The sequence below is a fragment of the Angustibacter aerolatus genome (assembly GCF_054776675.1).
The window spans coordinates 1-15,838 of sequence record NZ_BAAHBM010000003.1; the positions used below are offsets into that span (position 1 = coordinate 1).

14 protein-coding genes and 2 pseudogenes are annotated in these 15,838 nt (G+C 74.6%); 5 read left to right on the top strand and 11 right to left on the bottom strand.

What is annotated here, in order from left to right:
* The 4 genes and pseudogenes from ACYVI6_RS01290 to ACYVI6_RS01305 all read right to left on the bottom strand — a co-directional run.
* Window positions 1–185: pseudogene (locus ACYVI6_RS01290) on the bottom strand (hypothetical protein); the annotation flags it as partial.
* Window positions 182–721: a TerD family protein gene (locus tag ACYVI6_RS01295; protein WP_460444638.1), complete on the bottom strand. Its 540-nt coding sequence runs from the start codon at window positions 719–721 to the stop codon at window positions 182–184. The pseudogene ACYVI6_RS01290 and the gene ACYVI6_RS01295, both read right to left, overlap by 4 nt.
* Window positions 718–1,233, bottom strand: coding sequence for a hypothetical protein (locus ACYVI6_RS01300; RefSeq protein WP_460444639.1), 516 nt, complete (start codon window positions 1,231–1,233; stop codon window positions 718–720). Before ACYVI6_RS01300 ends, ACYVI6_RS01295 begins: the two co-directional genes overlap by 4 nt.
* Before the next feature lie 3 nt (window positions 1,234–1,236).
* On the bottom strand, window positions 1,237–2,520 hold the full coding sequence (locus tag ACYVI6_RS01305; RefSeq protein WP_460444640.1) for a toxic anion resistance protein: 1,284 nt from the start codon (window positions 2,518–2,520) through the stop codon (window positions 1,237–1,239).
* Between the two features lie 74 nt (window positions 2,521–2,594).
* On the opposite strand from ACYVI6_RS01305, the gene ACYVI6_RS01310 reads away from it, so the two are divergent.
* Window positions 2,595–2,984 (top strand): bleomycin resistance protein, encoded by a 390-nt coding sequence (locus ACYVI6_RS01310; protein ID WP_460444641.1) that lies wholly within the window; start codon window positions 2,595–2,597, stop codon window positions 2,982–2,984.
* A 59-nt stretch (window positions 2,985–3,043) separates the two neighbouring features.
* On the opposite strand, the gene ACYVI6_RS01315 is transcribed toward ACYVI6_RS01310, so the two are convergent.
* The 3 genes and pseudogenes from ACYVI6_RS01315 to ACYVI6_RS01325 all read right to left on the bottom strand — a co-directional run bounded on the left by ACYVI6_RS01315 (window position 3,044) and on the right by ACYVI6_RS01325 (window position 8,070).
* Window positions 3,044–4,906, bottom strand: a complete 1,863-nt coding sequence (locus tag ACYVI6_RS01315; protein WP_460444642.1) for an Ig-like domain-containing protein — start codon at window positions 4,904–4,906, stop codon at window positions 3,044–3,046.
* A 263-nt stretch (window positions 4,907–5,169) separates the two neighbouring features.
* Window positions 5,170–6,447, bottom strand: a pseudogene (locus ACYVI6_RS01320) (choice-of-anchor L domain-containing protein); the annotation flags it as partial.
* A 156-nt stretch (window positions 6,448–6,603) separates the two neighbouring features.
* On the bottom strand, window positions 6,604–8,070 hold the full coding sequence (locus ACYVI6_RS01325) for a GGDEF domain-containing protein (RefSeq protein WP_460444643.1): 1,467 nt from the start codon (window positions 8,068–8,070) through the stop codon (window positions 6,604–6,606).
* Window positions 8,071–8,278: 208 nt separating this feature from the next.
* On the opposite strand from ACYVI6_RS01325, the gene ACYVI6_RS01330 reads away from it, so the two are divergent.
* Both ACYVI6_RS01330 and ACYVI6_RS01335 read left to right on the top strand, forming a co-directional pair.
* The gene (locus tag ACYVI6_RS01330; RefSeq protein WP_460444644.1) at window positions 8,279–8,671 is read left to right on the top strand and encodes a YciI family protein; all 393 of its coding nucleotides are present in this window, start codon (window positions 8,279–8,281) and stop codon (window positions 8,669–8,671) included.
* On the top strand, window positions 8,655–9,935 hold the full coding sequence (locus tag ACYVI6_RS01335; protein ID WP_460444645.1) for an RNA polymerase sigma factor: 1,281 nt from the start codon (window positions 8,655–8,657) through the stop codon (window positions 9,933–9,935). The genes ACYVI6_RS01330 and ACYVI6_RS01335 overlap by 17 nt, the downstream gene beginning before the upstream one ends.
* Here the strand turns inward: ACYVI6_RS01335 and ACYVI6_RS01340 are convergent.
* The 3 genes from ACYVI6_RS01340 to ACYVI6_RS01350 form a co-directional block, all read right to left on the bottom strand.
* Complete coding sequence (locus ACYVI6_RS01340) at window positions 9,910–10,863, bottom strand: NBR1-Ig-like domain-containing protein (protein WP_460444646.1); 954 nt, start codon at window positions 10,861–10,863, stop codon at window positions 9,910–9,912. The genes ACYVI6_RS01335 and ACYVI6_RS01340 overlap by 26 nt on opposite strands.
* A 125-nt stretch (window positions 10,864–10,988) precedes the next feature.
* Window positions 10,989–11,822 carry a peptidase inhibitor family I36 protein gene (locus ACYVI6_RS01345; protein ID WP_460444647.1) on the bottom strand — a complete coding sequence of 278 codons (834 nt, stop codon included), beginning with the start codon at window positions 11,820–11,822 and terminating at the stop codon, window positions 10,989–10,991.
* Window positions 11,823–11,881: 59 nt separating this feature from the next.
* The gene (locus ACYVI6_RS01350) at window positions 11,882–12,739 is read right to left on the bottom strand and encodes a peptidoglycan-binding domain-containing protein (protein WP_460444648.1); all 858 of its coding nucleotides are present in this window, start codon (window positions 12,737–12,739) and stop codon (window positions 11,882–11,884) included.
* Between the two features lie 293 nt (window positions 12,740–13,032).
* On the opposite strand from ACYVI6_RS01350, the gene ACYVI6_RS01355 reads away from it, so the two are divergent.
* A complete protein-coding gene (locus ACYVI6_RS01355) occupies window positions 13,033–14,304 on the top strand; it encodes a hypothetical protein (protein WP_460444649.1) in 1,272 nt (423 codons plus the stop codon).
* Window positions 14,305–14,380: 76 nt separating this feature from the next.
* On the opposite strand, the gene ACYVI6_RS01360 is transcribed toward ACYVI6_RS01355, so the two are convergent.
* Window positions 14,381–14,785 (bottom strand): VOC family protein, encoded by a 405-nt coding sequence (locus ACYVI6_RS01360; RefSeq protein ID WP_460444650.1) that lies wholly within the window; start codon window positions 14,783–14,785, stop codon window positions 14,381–14,383.
* A gap of 84 nt (window positions 14,786–14,869) precedes the next feature.
* Between ACYVI6_RS01360 and ACYVI6_RS01365 the strand changes: the two genes are divergently transcribed.
* Window positions 14,870–15,832: a helix-turn-helix transcriptional regulator gene (locus ACYVI6_RS01365; protein WP_460444651.1), complete on the top strand. Its 963-nt coding sequence runs from the start codon at window positions 14,870–14,872 to the stop codon at window positions 15,830–15,832.
* Window positions 15,833–15,838 lie beyond the last annotated feature (6 nt).

Consider the following 15,838-nt stretch of genomic DNA (forward strand, 5'->3'; position numbering starts at 1 on the left):
GGCGCGGGCGGCGGAGCCGGCGGGCGGAGGTGGTCGGCGAGGGTGCGGCGGCTGGGGGCGCCGACGCGGGCGACGTAGCCGAGCGGGCCGGGCAGCGGCTCGGGCGCCCCGGGCGACAGGTGGTCGGCCAGCGTGCGGTGCGCCGAGGCCGCACCCGCGCGGACGACGAACGGCAGCCGGCTCACACGGGCACGCCGACGTCGCGCGCCAGCGCCGCCATGCCGTCGCGGTACCCCTGCCCGACGGCCCGCAGCTTCCACTCGTCGCCGTGCCGGTAGAGCTCGCCCAGGACGACGGCGGTGACGGGTGAGGTCTCCTGCAGCTCGTAGCGGCCCAGCTCGGCACCGGACGACGCGTCGGCGACCCGCAGGTGCACGCCGGGCACGGCGGCGAAGGACTGGCCGCGCTCGGCCGCGCGGAAGACGGCGGCGCCGATCTGCACGCGGTCGACGTCGTCGGGCACGGCCGAGAGGTCGATCACGACCTGCTCGTCGGCGGCGGTGGTGCCGGGCGTGGTGCCGTCGAGCTGGCCGAGCTCGCCGAAGAGCGCGAGCCGGTCGGGCGCGGCGACGTGCCCGCGCACGTCGACGGCGATGACGACGGCGTCGACCTCGAGCGGCTGCCCGGCGACGTCGCCCGGGCGCCAGCCGACCGACACCAGCACGCGCCCGGTGCCCGGCGGCAGGGCCGTGTTGGCGCCGCGGATCAGCGAGGTGCTCACAGGTCGAGGTCCGAGCGCCGGAACTTGGTGTCGAGGAACCGCCGGCCGATGGCCAGCTCCTGGGCGTCGCTCTCGTAGACGGCGCGCTGCAGCTGCTGGGCACCCTCGAGCAGCAGCCGCAGCTGGGCGACGAGGTCGTCGGCCGGGCTGGTGCCGGGCCCGCCGCGGTCGCGGCGCGCGTAGTCCTCGGGCAGCGCGACGTACTGGTCGATCGCCTGCGGCAGGTACTCGCGCACGATGGCCGTCAGCTGGTGCAGCTCCTCGGCGTTGGCCGACTGCTGCTCGACGTACTGCAGGAGCGGCCGCAGCACGTCCTCGACGGCGCGCACGGTCGGCACCGCACCCACGGGCAGCCGGCCACCCGCGCGGTTGACGCGACGCACCAGCTCGACGAGCTCGCCCTGCATCGCGGCGGCCTCGTCGGCCGGGGTGCGCTCGACCGGTCGCGGCGCAGGGTCGGGCTGGGGCTCGACCTCGGGCCGGCCCCAGCCGAACATCCTGCGCAGCGCCACGGGTCAGGCCGGCGACTGGCCGGCGTCGTGCGCGCGCTGCAGGTAGGACTGCGAGCGCGCGACCTGCCCCTCGAGCGCCTGCACGGTGGTCGCCATGTTCTGCACGGCCTGCGCCTTGAAGGTGTCGATGGCGTCCATCGTGGCGAACAGGTTGTCGAACGACTTCTGCAGCGCCTCGACGCTGACGCCCGAGGTGGACGCCTGCTCGTGGATCTGCCCGGTCTGCTGCCGCAGCATCTCGCTGGTGCTCACGATCATGTCGTTCGTCGTGGCGTTCAGGGCGTTGATCTGGTCGAGCACCAGCTTCTGGTTCGCCAGCGCCTGCGCCACGATGACCGCCGTCCGCAGCGCCGAGACGGTCGTCGTCTGCGCGCGGTCGACGCCCTTGATCAGCTCGATGTTGTTCTTGCGCACCATCTCCAGCGCCAGGTAGCCCTGCACCGAGACGGCGATCTGCGTCATGAGGTCCTGGCGGCGCTGCCGGATCGGGAACAGCGCGTCCGACGTCAGCGCGTCGGCCGCCGAGGGGTCGCTGACCCGCAGCTGCTCGACCTTCGACTGGGTGGCGGTGTCGAGGGCGCCGGCGAGCGTGGCGTACTCGGTGAGGCGGCCCATCGTCTCCCAGAGGTTCGCCTTCTCCTGCTCGATGGCGGCGTTGTCGCGGCGCAGCTCGTCCTGACCGGAGGCGAGCGCCTTGATGATCGCGTCGAGCTGCTTCTGGGCCGACTGGTACTTCTCGAAGTACCGCGCGAGCTTGTTGCCACCGGGGATGAACCCGAGCAGCTTCTTCGCGCCGGTGAGGTCGGCGCGGCCGGGGTCGAGGTCGGTGACCGTGACCCGGAGGTCCTGCAGCGTCTTGGCGACCCGCACCTGCGCGTCGCCCGACGGCCCCCGGCCCTGCGCGGCGGCGAGGCTGGACGCCGGGCGCTCGAGCATGCGGTTCGACACCTGCGCCGAGGCACGGATCTCCTGCTCGCCCATGCGCACGATGTCGTCGATCTTCTTGACGAAGTCGGGGCTCTTGGGGTCGCGCGCGGCCAGGTCGTCGACGAACGCCTGCGCCTTGGCCGCCAGCTCGGCGCGCTTGGCCGGGTCGAGCGGCACCATGCCGGCGGCCTGCTCGTCGGGCACCGCGGGCACCGGGGCGGGCGGCGACAGCACGAGGTCGGTGCTGGCGGCGGGCGGCTGCGGCGTGGGCAGGCCGGGCACCGCGGCGGCGACCGCGGCGGGCGGTGCCGCGGCCACGGTCGGGGGTGCCAGGGGCTTGCTGAGGTCGAGCTCGGACATGCGTTCCCTCCCGGTGGACGTGCCGTCGTCAGCGTACCCACGACGTCGCGGCCGCGTCGTGGCACGCTGGCGAGGTGAGCGAGCACGCGCCGGACCACGAGCGGTTCCTGGCCGCCGTGCCGGCCCTGCCGGTGTCGGACGTCGCCCGCGCCGTCGCGTTCTGGGTGCAGGTGCTGGGCTTCACCGAGCTGGTCTGGGACGGCGAGCCGACCGGCATCGTGCGCCGCGACGACGTCGAGGTGCACCTCTGGGCGGCCGACGGCAGCGCGCCCGGCGCCGAGCGGCACCTGGCGGGTTCGGCGTCCTGCCGGCTGCGGGTGACGCAGGTCGAGGCGCTGTACGCCCGCTGCGTCGGGCACGGGGTGGTGCACCCGCGGGCGCCGCTGCGCGACCAGCCGTGGGGCGACCGCGACTTCGGGGTGCTCGACCCCGACGGCAACCTGATGACGCTCTACCGGCGGTAGACGACGCAGCGGCCGGCACGACGTGACGTCGTACCGGCCGCTGGCACCCGTGCGGTGGATCAGTAGTGCAGGACCACCTCGGCGCGCCGGTTCAGCGCGCGGCCGTGCCGGCTGGCGTTGCTGTGGTCGGCCCGGTGCTCGTTCCGGCTCACCAGGTGGGTGGTGACGTGCGCGCCCTTCGTGAGCACCGCGCAGACCGCCGCGGCGCGCTGCCGGCTGAGCTTCGCGTTGTGGTGCACGCTCGACCGGGCCTGCGTGTAGCCGGTGCAGGTGATCGAGTCGACGTCACCCAGGCGACCTGCGACGGCCCGCAGGTAGGCGCGGTCCGCCGTCCGCAGGTGGGCGCTGTTGTTGGTGAAGTACACCGTGCGCAGCGCCACCGTCCGGGCGACGACCCGCGAACCCGCCGTCGCGTACCGGGTGCCGGCCACCGAGCGCTGCTGCACCGCGCCCTGCAGGCGGACGTACGCGCCACCGGGTCGGACGGCGAGCGCCCGGCCCAGCTCGTTCAGCGTCACGACGACCTTGCCGCTGCGGCCGGTGGTGCGGCCGGTGCCGACCACGACGCGCTGCCCGTCGACCACCGCGGTCGCGGTGACCGTGCAGCCGGCGAGGGTGCCGGTCGACAGCCGGCAGGTGACCGGCAGGGTGCGACCGCCGCGGACCAGCTGCGGCGCCTTCAGCGACGGCTTGCCGACGACGACCGGCGAGGCGGCGCGGCGGACGGTGGGTGCGTAGGTGCCGGTCGCGCTCTGGCCGTAGCCGTCGGTCACCCGGAACCGCACCGGCTGCGCGGTGCCGGCGAACCCCTTGGCCGGGGTGAAGGTGACGACGCCGGTCGTGGTCACCGCGTAGGTGCCCTGGCCGCGCACCGTGACGGTCGAGACCGGGTGCCCCGCGGCGTCGAGCAGCCGGACGCTGCCGCCGCCGGGCACGGTGATCTGCCGCTGCTGCGGCTGACCGGCGGCGCCGGAGCTGGCGATCCGCTGCGCGGTGGGGCCCGACGGCTTGCCGACGTGCACCGTGATGGTGCCGGTCTGCGTGGTGCCGTACTCGTCGGTGACCTCGAAGGTGAGCGGGGCCGGCGTGCCGCTGAAGCCGGGTGCCGGCACGAAGGTGACGACGTGGGTGGTGGGGTCGAGCACGTAGGTGCCGGCCCTCGTGGTGACCGTGGTCGCCGGGTCGCCGTGGGCGTCCAGCAGGGTGACCGTGCCGCCGGCGGGCACCGAGAGGGTGCTGGACTGCGGCGCGGTGCCGGTGCCCGAGGTGCTCGCGGCCGGCGGGGCCGGCAGCGCGGGGGCGTCGAGCGTCACGGCGTACGAGCCGTCGACCTGGTGACCGAAGCCGTCGTCGACCCGAACGGGCACCGTCGGGTGGCCGGAGAAGCCCGCCGCCGGGGTGAACGTCACGACGCCGGTGGCGGGGTCGAGCACGAAGGTGCCCTCGCCGGTGCGGGTGACGGTGGTGGCGGCGTGGCCGTCGGCGTCGAGCAGCCGCACCGAGCCGCAGGACGGCACGGAGAGGGTCGTCGACTGCGCGCTCGGCGCCGTGCCGGACGTCGTCGCGGTGACGGCGACCGGCGCGGCGGGTGCGGTCACGGTCGGGCTGAACGTGCCGGCCGTGGTCTGGCCGTAGGCGTCGGTCACCCGGTAGCCCGCGGGGCTCACCGGGCCGCTGAAGCACGCGTCGGGGGTGAAGACGAGCTGCTGGCCGCCGCTCCCGCCCGTGACGGTGTAGGTGCCCTGGCCGGGCACGGTGAGCGTCGTGACCGGGTCGCCGTCGGCGTCGAGCAGCTCGAGGTCGCCGTCGGTGACCGGGCCGGTCGACAGCGGCTGTCCGGCGGGGCCGGTGCCGGTGAGGGGGCCGCCGGTGGGGCGGCCGGCGCGGTGACGGTCGCGGTGTAGGTGACCGCGGTCGACCACTGGCCGTACGCGTCGGAGACGCGGTACGAGACCGCGTGGGCACCGGCGTGGCCGGCCACGGGCGAGAAGGTGAGGTGGTCGCCGCTGACGGCGAAGGTGCCGTCGGCCGTCGTCGTCGTGGTGCCCCACGTGCCGTCGGCGTCCTGCACCTGCAGGTCGCCGCCGGGCAGCTGCAGCGTGCCGGTGGCCTGCACCGCGGTGCCGACGCCGGACGTCGAGGTGGCGGACGCGCTCGGCCCCGCGGGCAGCTGCACGGTCGGCACGTAGGTGCTCTGCGACGTCGCGCCGCCCGACTCGGTGATCTGGTAGACGACGCCGGTGCCGGTGCCGTGGAAGCTCGCGGTCGGCACGAACGTGATGACCCCGGTCGCCGGGTCCAGCGTGTAGGTGCCCTCGCCGGGGACCGAGACCGTCGTCGCGGGCTGACCGTCGGCGTCGAGCAGGGTGATCGAGCCGCCCGCCGGCTGGTCGGGCGTCACGGTCTGCGTGGCCGTGCCGGTGCCGGTCGACGTCTGGTCGGTCGTCTTGTCGGTGGCGAAGGTGTGGCTGAAGGTGCTGCGCCCGTCGACGGCGTACCCGTCGTCCGGCACCGCGGTGACCGTGACCGTGCCCAGGCCGGGGTAGGTGCCCGCGGGCTTCGTGACCCCGCCGACCTCGTACGAGACGCCCGTCGTGGACGGGATCGTGTACGTGTCGTCGCTGGTGCCGTACGCGTCGTGGAAGGTCGTGCTCGCGCTCACCGGCCTGTCGGCGACCTTGGCGCCCTTGACGCACTGCGTGGCGACGTCGTCGACGTGACCGATCCGCAGGTTGTCGACGAGCACGGCCGAGTCGTAGCTGTCGTCGCCCTGGTCGAAGACCGTGAAGTAGAGCGAGTGCGCCCCGGGGGTCAGCGGCGTCGCCGCGCTGAGGATCGGGGTCGCGCCGTCGAAGGTGGTGCCCGCGGCCTCGCCGGTGCTCATCGACGTGGCCCCGGCCGCGTTGATGCTCACGACCTGGCCGTTCGGGTCGTACGCGAAGTTGTCGGGTGCGGTGATGGTGCTGCCGGACGACGTCCACGTGGTGCGGTCGAGCTCCGCGACGAACGCGTCGCTGTAGGAGTCACCGACGTACTCGGGGAACTCCTCCGACAGGAAGCGGAAGTCGAAGCCGAGCAGGCAGTTCGCGGTCGCCGGCACGTTCAGGTCGACGCGCAGCACGGTCACGTCGCGGTCGGTCCCCCCGGCGCGCGATCCGCCGTTCCAGACCGTCGACAGGTTGCCCGAGGAGTTGGGCGTGAACAGGTCGCTCGCCCGACCGGTCGACAGGACGGCGTAGCTGCCCGTCCCGGTCGGGAACCCGGCGACGGGGGTGGTCGTGGCCAGCGACGACTGGCCCGACGACGGGTCCGACACCAGCTGCGAGCCGGTGATCACCGAGGTGTTGTGGATGATGGCGCTCGCGAGGTCGGAGGACGTCGCGGCGAGGGCGCTCTGCGCCGTCGCGAGGGTGGCGGAGGCGGCGAGCACGGCGCTCGCTCCTGCGATGGCACGAAGGCGCATGGGTATCCCGAGGCTGTCGGCGTGGTCTGCCGAACGGAGCCGGTCGAGCCGGCTGTGACGTCAGGTGCTTCGTCGCAGGTCGTCGAGACTGCTGTACACCGCTCACCCGGACGGCCCAGCGGTCGCACCCCGTCGTCGCCACGGTGGGTGACGGGGCTACTCGCAGACGCGGTCGCGCCCGGCGGCCTTCGCCCGGTACAGGGCTCGGTCGGCGCGCACCATCGTCTCGGCCGGGCTCTCCTCCGGCACCCACGCGGCGACGCCGAACGAGCAGGTCAGCCCGTCCGGCATCCGTCCGCGCAGACGGTCGAGCACCTCGCGCGCGTCGGCCGGGGTGCAGCCGGGCAGCGCGAACGCGAACTCCTCGCCGCCCCACCGGCTCACGACGTCGACCTCGCGCAGCACCGACCGGGCGGCGTCGGCGAACCCCCGCAGCTGCTCGTCGCCGGCGTCGTGCCCGTGCGTGTCGTTGTAGACCTTGAAGTGGTCGAGGTCGCCCAGTGCCAGGGTCAGCGGGGCGCCGTCGCGGCGGGCGGTGGCCGTGAGCCGCTCGAGCGACTGGTTCCACCCGCGGCGGTTCGCGATGCCGGTCGTGGTGTCCGTCGTGGCGAGGTCGACCAGCGCGGCCCGCAGCCGGGTCGCCGCCAGCGACGCGCCCGCCTCGGCCGCCAGGGTCTGGGTGACCGCCAGCGCGTGGTCGTCGAGGTGGTTGATCATCCGGTCCCACCCGACGACCAGCACGGCCAGCACCTCGCCCCCGTGCACCACCGGCTCGAACAGCAGGCTCGTCGTGCCGGTGATGGCGAGCAGCTGCGCGTTGACGACGTCGTCGTTCGGGCCGTCGGCCACCAGCACCCGCTCGCCGTCGCGGAAGCAGGTGCTGATGATGCGCGCCTCGTCGCGCGGGACGGTCAGGCCCTCGATGTCGACGCCGGCGCAGGCGAACGCGAGCAGGTGGTCGCCGCGGACCTCGACCCAGGACGTGGCCACGGCGCCCGACAGCCGGTTCACCGCCGCGACCGTGACCGGGCGCGGGTCGGTGCCGGTGTGGCCGCAGCGGGCGACCACCGCCACGGCGTCAAGGTCGGCGCTCGCCGTGCGCAGCCGCCGCTCGCTCTGCGCCCGCACGCTGAAGACGGCGTAGCCCAGCAGCAGGGCCAGCACGAGCCCGAACCCGTAGTGCCGCACCGCGTCCGGGGGTCCGAGTCGCTCGACCGCGACGATCACGACCCAGGCGGCCACTCCGGACAGCGACAGCACGACGGCCGCCACCCGCTGCACGATGGCACCCAGCGCGACGAGCGACAGCATGACGACCGCCGTCTGCTCGACGCCGCGCGTGACGGCCGTGTGCACCAGCGAGTTCACCAGGGGTGCCGCGGCCACCACGGTCAGCACCGCACCGAGCCGGCGCTCGGGCACCCGGCTGCGGCTGGTCGCGCGAGCGAGCCCGGCCGCGACGGCGCTGCTGAGGCCGGCGAGGACGGCCATCGTCACCCGCGCGCGCCCGTCGAGCAGCAGCAGGTGCGCGGGCAGCAGCGCGAGGTACAGCGCCGCGATGACCCACGCGACGAACACGACGGTCTCGCGGCCCGCGCGCCGCCCCGTCTCGCCTGTCGTCACCGCTGCACCCGCTCGCTCGCGCCGACCCGTCCGTCGGGCCGCGCCCCAGGGTGCCGCACCTCGGGCTCGCGCGCAGGCCGCACCGCCCGGGTGTGCCCGATCGGGCGACTCGCGCACCCGGTTCGGGCACGATGTCGAGGACGAGCCGCTGGTCCCGACCTCGCGGTGCAGGGCGCAGCCGGCGCCCGACCGTTCGCAGGAGGCGGCCGTGAAGTACGTGATCCTCATCCACAGCAACCCCGACCCCTGGGGGCACCCGACCTCGGCGTACACGCCGGAGGGGCGCGCCGTCCCGCCCGAGCAGGCCGCCGAGTCGGACCGCGCCTTCGACGAGCTGCTCGCCGAGCTGTCGTCGAGCGGTGAGCTCCTCTCCGGCGAGGCCCTCGGCGACCCGTCGACGTCCACGGTGTTCGGGTGGACGCCGCAGGGGCACGTCGCCATGGACGGCCCGTACGCCGAGGCGAAGGAGCAGCTGGCCGGGTTCTTCGTCGTCGACTGCGAGACCCGCGAGCGCGCCGACGCGGTCGCCGCCCGGTTCGCCGGGCCCGGGAGCACCGTCGAGCTGCGACCGATGATGTGGCCGGGTGGCGACGAGCAGTGACGCCGTGACGGCGGAGGGGCTCGGGGACGTGTGGCGCGAGAGCGCGCCGCACGTCCTCGCCGCCCTGGTGCGCCGCTTCGGCGACTTCGACGCCGCCGAGGACGCCGCGCAGGAGGCGCTGCTCGCCGCGACCCGGCAGTGGCCCCGCGAGGGGGTGCCCGCGCACCCGACCGGGTGGCTGGTCACGGTCGCCTCGCGGCGCCTGGTCGACCGGTGGCGCAGCGACCGTGCCCGCGGCGACCGCGAGCTGCGCGAGGCCGTTCGGACGGCCGACGCGCTCGCCGTGCGCGCCGCCGACGCGCACGTCGGCGGCCGCGACGACTCGCTGGCGCTGCTGCTGCTGTGCTGCCACCCGGCCCTGAGCCGGCCGTCGCAGGTGGCGCTCACGCTCCGCGCGGTCGGCGGCCTGACGACCGCCCAGGTGGCGCGCGGGTTCATGGTGCCGGAGGCCACGGCGGCGCAGCGGATCAGCCGCGCGAAGGCCACGCTGCGGCGGGTCGGTGCGCCCTTCGAGGTGTCGGGCGCCGCCGAGCTGCCGGGCCGGGTGGCTGCCGTGGCACAGGTGCTCTACCTCGTGTTCACCGAGGGGCACACGTCGACGACGGGAGCGGCGCTGAGCGACCCCTCGCTCGCCACCGAGGCGATCCGGCTGGCGCGGGCGCTGCACGAGCGGTTGCCCGCCGACGGCGAGCTGAGCGGGCTGCTGGCCCTGATGCTGCTCACCCACGCGCGCCGCGCCGCCCGCGTCGCACCCGACGGCTCGCTGGTGCCGCTCGCGCAGCAGGACCGCACGCGCTGGGACGCCGGGCTGGTGGCCGAGGGCGTCGCGCTCGTCGAGGCCGCGCTGCCGGTGGGACCCGTGGGGCCGTATCAGCTGCAGGCCGCCGTGGCCGCCGTGCACGCCGAGGCGGTGACCGGCGACGCGACCGACTGGCCGCAGATCGAGCTGCTGTACGGGATGCTCTCGTCGGTGGCACCCGGCCCAGCGGTGACGCTGAACCACGCGGTCGCCGTCGCCGAGGTGCGCGGACCGGAGGCCGGGCTCGACATGCTGGAACCGTTGCGCCGCAACACCTTCCTGGCGCGGGGACACCGGCTGCACGCCGTCCGCGGGCACCTGCTCGAGCGCGCCGGCCGCGGCGGCGAGGCCCACGACGCCTACGTGCACGCCGCCCGGCTGGCCACCAGCATCCCCGAGCAGCGCTACCTGAACGCCCGCGCCGCGGCGACCGACGCGCTCAGTCGACCAGCAGCTGGAAGTTGACCGGCCGGTTGCCGGGGAAAGCCTGCTGACCCTCGTCGTCCAGCATCTTGAAGCGCACGAAGCAGAAGCCGGGTCGCATCGGCACCACGACGTCGACGGCGACGTCGACCGTCTTCCCCGCCGCCGTGTCGGGAACCCGGACGTCGGGGATCGTCTGGCACTGGTCGCGCGTCTCGGGGAGGTCGACCCGGTGCAGCGCGTAGCCCCGCCAGTCGAGCTTGCCGGTGTTCCGCAGCCGCCACACCTTGCGCACCGTCGTGCCCCGGCGCACGTGCGTGCAGTCGGGCAGCGTCGCGTCGGCGACGAACGCCGAGTCGTCACCGACGTTGCGCGGCGGGGCGGGCGCCGGGTTCGCCTGCCGCACCGGGCAGACGGTGGGCGACGTCGGGCCGGCCGCCGACCCGCCGGTCGACCGGTCGTCGCGGCCCGCCCACCAGGTCACCCCGACGGCGAGCGCCACGACCACGACGACGGCTGCGGCCACCAGGGCCACGACGGCTGCACGCCGTCGGCGGCCCGGCCGATCGGCCGGGTCCGGTGCGTCGTCGTGCGTCCGGGGCGCAGGGGCGCTCGACGGCTCGGCGGCCGCCGTGTCGGACGCCGCCGTGTCGGACGCCGCCGTGCCGGACGACGCGGTGCCGGACGCCGCGGTGCCGGCGCAGGCCTGCACCGCGCGGTTTGCCTGCTCCCAGCGCTCGCGGTAGTCCGCCGGGTCGGCGCCGCAGGCCTTCACGAACTCGGCGGTCGTGGGCCAGCTCGGCAGGCGGTTGCCCTGGGCGGCCTCGTGCAGGGTGGTGTGCGACACGGCCCGCGAGCGCCCGGCCATCGCCCGGAACGAGGGCGTGCCGGCGTCGTCGCGCAGCCGCGACAGCAGCGCCGCGAACCCCTCGATCGCCGCCGCGCGCTCCGTCGCCGTCCGCTCGGCCACCCCCGCCACCTCGCCCCCTGCTCGGCTCGCCGTCGACGTCGGACGGCGGGGGCGACGCTACCGCTCGGGGCCGCCCACCGCGCACGGCGGTGGACGGCCCCGGACGGTTCAGGGAGCGGGCGGGCTCAGTGGTTGGCCTTGAACCAGGGCTGCGACCAGCCGAGGTAGGGCTTGCCCCACTTGGACTTCACCTCGGCGATGGTGGTCTGGGTGTACGACCCGTTGCCGTGGATGTCGTTCGAGATGAACTTGCCGCCGCCGATCGAGATCATCACGTGCCCCGAGCCACCGCTGAAGAACGCGAGGCCGCCGGCCGGCACGTTCGTCGAGCCGGCGTGCTTGAACTTCGACGGGATCTGCGTCCAGTGCACGTAGGCGGTCGTCGAGCCGCTGGCCGAGAAGCCGTAGGCCAGGCCGACCAGGTGGTCGCACAGGTTGTAGTAGCCCGACTGGCTGCCGGTGTGCACGTGCGCCTTGGCCCACGCCACGGCCTGCGCGCAGCTCTTCGGGTCGCCGGTGCCGCTGGTCGAGCAGCCCGTCGTCGACGTCCCGCCGAACTGGTGCGAGGCGTTGTCGTTCTTGAGCGTCGCGTCGAGGTTCGCCTTCACGCCGGCCTTGATGGTCTGCGAGTGGCCGCCGTAGCCGCTGTTGAAGTAGACCGTCACCGGCTTCGAGCTGTGGTTGTAGACCGAGGCGGCGTGGTTCTTGACGCAGAGGCCCTTGCCGGCGCCCGTGCCCTTGAACTCGTAGCAGCCCGGCTGCGAGGCGCCGTAGTCGCTGATCGAGCCGGTGAAGTCGCTGACCGACCCGGCCTGGTTGCTGTTGTAGTAGAGGCAGAACTCGCCCGAGTTGCAGACGCCGTCGCGCGAGGCGGCGGACGCCGTGGTGGTGGCGCCGAGCGTCGACGCGGCCACTGCGCCGGCGACGCCGGCCAGGGCCAGGGTCTTCTTGAGCTGCATGCGGTGTTCCTCCTGCTGTGTCTTCTGGTGGTCGTGCTCTCGACGTGCTGCGCCCCGGCTCACCGCTGGCGCTGGTACTCCTCCCAGGTGCGGATCGGGACCGCCGGCCCGTCGTCGGCCGCGTGGTTCGCCAGCCCGTTCAGGCCCAGGTAGTAGTCACCGGTCTGGTGCTGGGCCTGCGACGCCAGGTCGGTGTCGCTGATCGCCGCCGCGTGCACGTGCCACGGCCAGTCCCCCTGGCTCGGGCTGCGCACCCAGGCGGCGAACCCCACCTGACGCAGGGCCTTCACGACCTTCGTGCGGGTTGCGGCGGTCATGCCGGTGACCGAGACGTCGACGACGCCGCCGCCGTCGTGGGTCCCCGCCGAGCTGGCGTCCCCTCCGGGGTTGTACGACCCCTGCGCCAGCTCGAGGTCACGACCGAGCAGTCGCTCGGCCTCGGTCAGCATGCTGCGGGTGCGCGCGTCGACCGTGACGCCGTCGACGCGCACCTTCGCCCCCGGTGCGATGGGCCGGGCGACCGTGAACCGGCCCTTCCCGAGGGTGGTGAGCGACGTCCGGCCGGGCAGGCCGTTCGCCGCGAGGCCGGTGTAGCCGAGCGACTTCTGGTACCTCGCGTACGCCGACACCGTCTGGGTGCCGAAGTACCCGTCGACGTACGTGGCGGTGAGCAGCCCCCGTGCCTGCAGCGCCCGCTCGACGGCCAGCACGCTCGCTCTCGCCCCCGGGGTGAGCGTGTCGTCGGCGCGCCGGGGGTCGATCTGCGCGGCCTTGACCGTCGCCTCCATGTCGACCGCGGGCAGCGCGGCGGCCTGCCCGGGGGCGGTGGGGCCGGACGCCGCGGACGCGACGGCGGCGGGTGCGACGAGGGTCAGGCCGAGGGCCAGGCCGAGGCAGCTGCGGGTTCTTCGGTGCACGGGTCCTCCGTGGGGCCGGGTGGCGGGGCGGTCGGCGTCGACCGCGTGCCCCGGACACTCGCCGTCCGGCACCGGCGTCCGGTAGGCCGCGCCGACGCCTGACGCGTCCGGAGCCCGTCCGCAAGGCGCTGACCTGCACGGACGCGGCCGTTGTCAGATCGGCCGCCCGGGCGATCTGACGGGTGCACGGGGACGCCGCGAACGGGTGAACGTGCCGCGCGGGGGGTTCACGTCGGGCCCCGCGGCGACGAGAGAGGGCCTGAACCCGCCCACCACGAGAGGTGCCACCCCGCATGCATCGCCGCAGGACCCTGGCCGCAGCCGCCCTCGTGGCCGCCTTCGCCGGACCGGTGCTCGTCGCCGCCCCGACGCAGGCCGCCACGAAGCCCAGCTTCACCCTGAAGGTCGCCCACAAGACGGTCGTCGAGGGCCGCTACCTGCACATCGACGGCCTGGTGAAGCCCGGCCGCGCACGGCCGATCAACGTCCAGGCCAAGATGGACGGCCACTGGGAGGACGTGTTCGGCTTCCTCACCGAGCGCGACGGCGAGGCCGACATCGACGCGCTGGGCTTCGACCCGGGCAAGCACGAGCTGCGGGCGTTCGCCCCGCGCTACAAGTCGTACAAGGCGATCGCGTCGAACACCGTCACGTGGACCGTCATCGCGCGCACCCGCACCACCGCCGCGTTCTCGCCCGCGGCGCCCGTCGTCGGCCAGGCCACGAAGCTCAGCGGCGTCCTGCACCCGGCGTCGACCGGCCGCGTGGTCAAGGTGCAGCACCTGGTGAGCGGCCACTGGGCCGCCTGGAAGTCGGTCACGACCGTCAAGGGCCGGTGGGCCGTGAACGTGCCGACCGGCACCGCCACCCAGCACAGCTACCGCGTCGTCGTCGCCGGCACCAAGAGCAAGACGGCCCTGAAGACCCGCCGCTACGACCTGACCCCGCTCTACGCCACCGGCGTCTCCGCCACCCCGACGTCGGCCACCGTCGCCTGGGGCGGCGCGGTGACGGCGACCGGCTCGATCGCGTCGGGCGACCGGTCCGCGCGCACGATCAGCCTGCAGCAGCGCTCCGGAGCCACCTGGCACCAGGTGGCCCGGGCCACCGCCGCGAGCAACGGGGCGTACTCGGTGCACACCACGCCGACCGAGCTGGGCGCGGGCAGCTACCGGGTCGTCGTGCTGAAGTCGGCGAAGGCCGTCGCCGCCACCTCGAGCGCGTTCACCGCGACCGTCGTGCAGGCACCGGTGACGCTCGCCGCCACCCCCTCGGCGACGTCGGTGCCGTTCACCGACACCTTCACCGTCTCGGGGACCGTCTCGGCGTCCGGCACCGTGGCCGACGAGGTCGAGTACGCCACGCTCGAGCGCTTCGAGGACGGCGCCTGGGTGATCGACTCGAGCAACGGCGTGGACGGTCGCGCGTTCACCTTCCAGGTCTCGAACTACTCCGAGGGCACGCACACCTACCGCGTGGTGACCGACGCCACCGAGCACGGCCTGGCCGGCGTCTCGCCGTCCTTCGCCGTGACGGCGGAGCCGTTCTCGCCCCCGGAGCCCTGATCGACGCACCACCTGCTGCACCTGCACGACCCGGAAGCCGGGGCCCGCACGGGTCCCGGCCTCCGGCCTGCCCGGCTCACACGCCGAACTTCGCCCGTGCCGCCTCGGTCACCGGCGTGAACAGGTTGACCAGCGCGCCGTCGGGATCGCGCACGAGCATCGAACGGTTCCCCCAGGGCATGTCGGTGGGCTCCATCGCCAGCTCCATCGGCGGGACGAGAGCCTGCAGGCGCCGGTGCTCGGCGTCGACGTCGTCGACCACGAGCTCGAGGATCGCGCTGCGGTTGGCAGCCGCGTGCACCACGTCCGGCCCGGCGAGCCGCATCGTCGCGGGGCTGCCGAACGCCAGCCGGAGGTGCTCGGTGTCGAGCTCGGCGAACTCCGGTCCGGCCCACCGGGCCTCGACACCGGTCAGCTGCTCGTAGCAGTGCACGAGCCGGGCGACGTCGTCGGTGATGAGACGGAGCGACGTGATCCTCATGGTGGTTCCTCTCGTCGGGTGTGCTCACGACGCTAGGACGTCAACCGGACACCTTCCGCCCGGTTCGGCGGCAGGATGTGCTGGGTGAGCCGGCCGACCGCACGGGTGCTGACGATGCTCGAGATCCTGCAGCGCGGGGGCGTGCACCAGGTCGGTGACCTCGCCGCACGCCTCGGCGTCGACGAGCGCACGGTGCGGCGGTACGTGCTGCACCTGCTCGACCTCGACGTCCCGGTGCAGTCGCTGCGCGGGCGGCACGGCGGGTACGTCATCGCGCCCGGCTACCGCGTGCCGCCGCTGATGCTGACCGACGACGAGGCGCTGGCGACGGTGCTCGGCCTCGTCACGCGGACGTCGACCGAGGCGGTGGAGGCGGCGTCCGCCGCGGGGTCGGCGCTCGCCAAGCTGCGCAGGGTGCTGCCGAAGCAGCTGCTCGCACGCCTGGACGACCTCCTCGCGGTGACCGTGATCACCGACGACGCGCCGCTCGGTCTCGTGCCCGACGCCGGGGTGCTGCTCCAGCTCGCCTCGGCGGCGCTCGACCGGCACGTGGTCGACCTGACGTACACCGACCGGCGAGGCGAACGCACCGCACGACGGCTCAGCCCCTACGGCGTCGTGGCCCGGGGTGGTCGGTGGTACGTGACGGGTGCCGACTCGGCAAGCGGTGCGCTCCGGACGTTCCGGCTCGACCGGGTGGTGCGGCTGCGACGCACCGACCTCGCGTTCGAGCCGCCCCGCGACCTCGACGTCGTCGCCGCCGTGGTCGACGGCCTGGCTCGTGCGCCGTGGCGCCACGACGTGTCGGTGCTGGTCGACGGCCGGCTTCCCGACGTCCGCGACCGGCTCCCCCGCGACCTGGCGACGGTCGACGAGGTCGCGCCCGGCCGCGTGCGGGTGCGGCTGCGGGCCGAGCGCCTCGACTGGGTGCCCGCGGTGCTGGTCGGCCTGCGACTGCCCTTCGTGGTCGAGTCACCCGACGAGCTGCGACTCGAGCTGCGCCGGGTGTCGGCTGCGCTGCTGGCCGCGGCCGCCGACCCGACGTGACCTCCG

Excerpts from the sequence above, each read along its gene's own strand:
- ACYVI6_RS01305 (WP_460444640.1), bottom strand. The coding sequence starts at position 2,520 with ATGTCCGAGCTCGACCTCAGCAAGCCCCTGGCACCCCCGACCGTGGCC.
- ACYVI6_RS01345 (WP_460444647.1), bottom strand. The coding sequence starts at position 11,822 with ATGCAGCTCAAGAAGACCCTGGCCCTGGCCGGCGTCGCCGGCGCAGTG.
- ACYVI6_RS01355 (WP_460444649.1), top strand. The coding sequence starts at position 13,033 with ATGCATCGCCGCAGGACCCTGGCCGCAGCCGCCCTCGTGGCCGCCTTC.
- ACYVI6_RS01360 (WP_460444650.1), bottom strand. The coding sequence starts at position 14,785 with ATGAGGATCACGTCGCTCCGTCTCATCACCGACGACGTCGCCCGGCTC.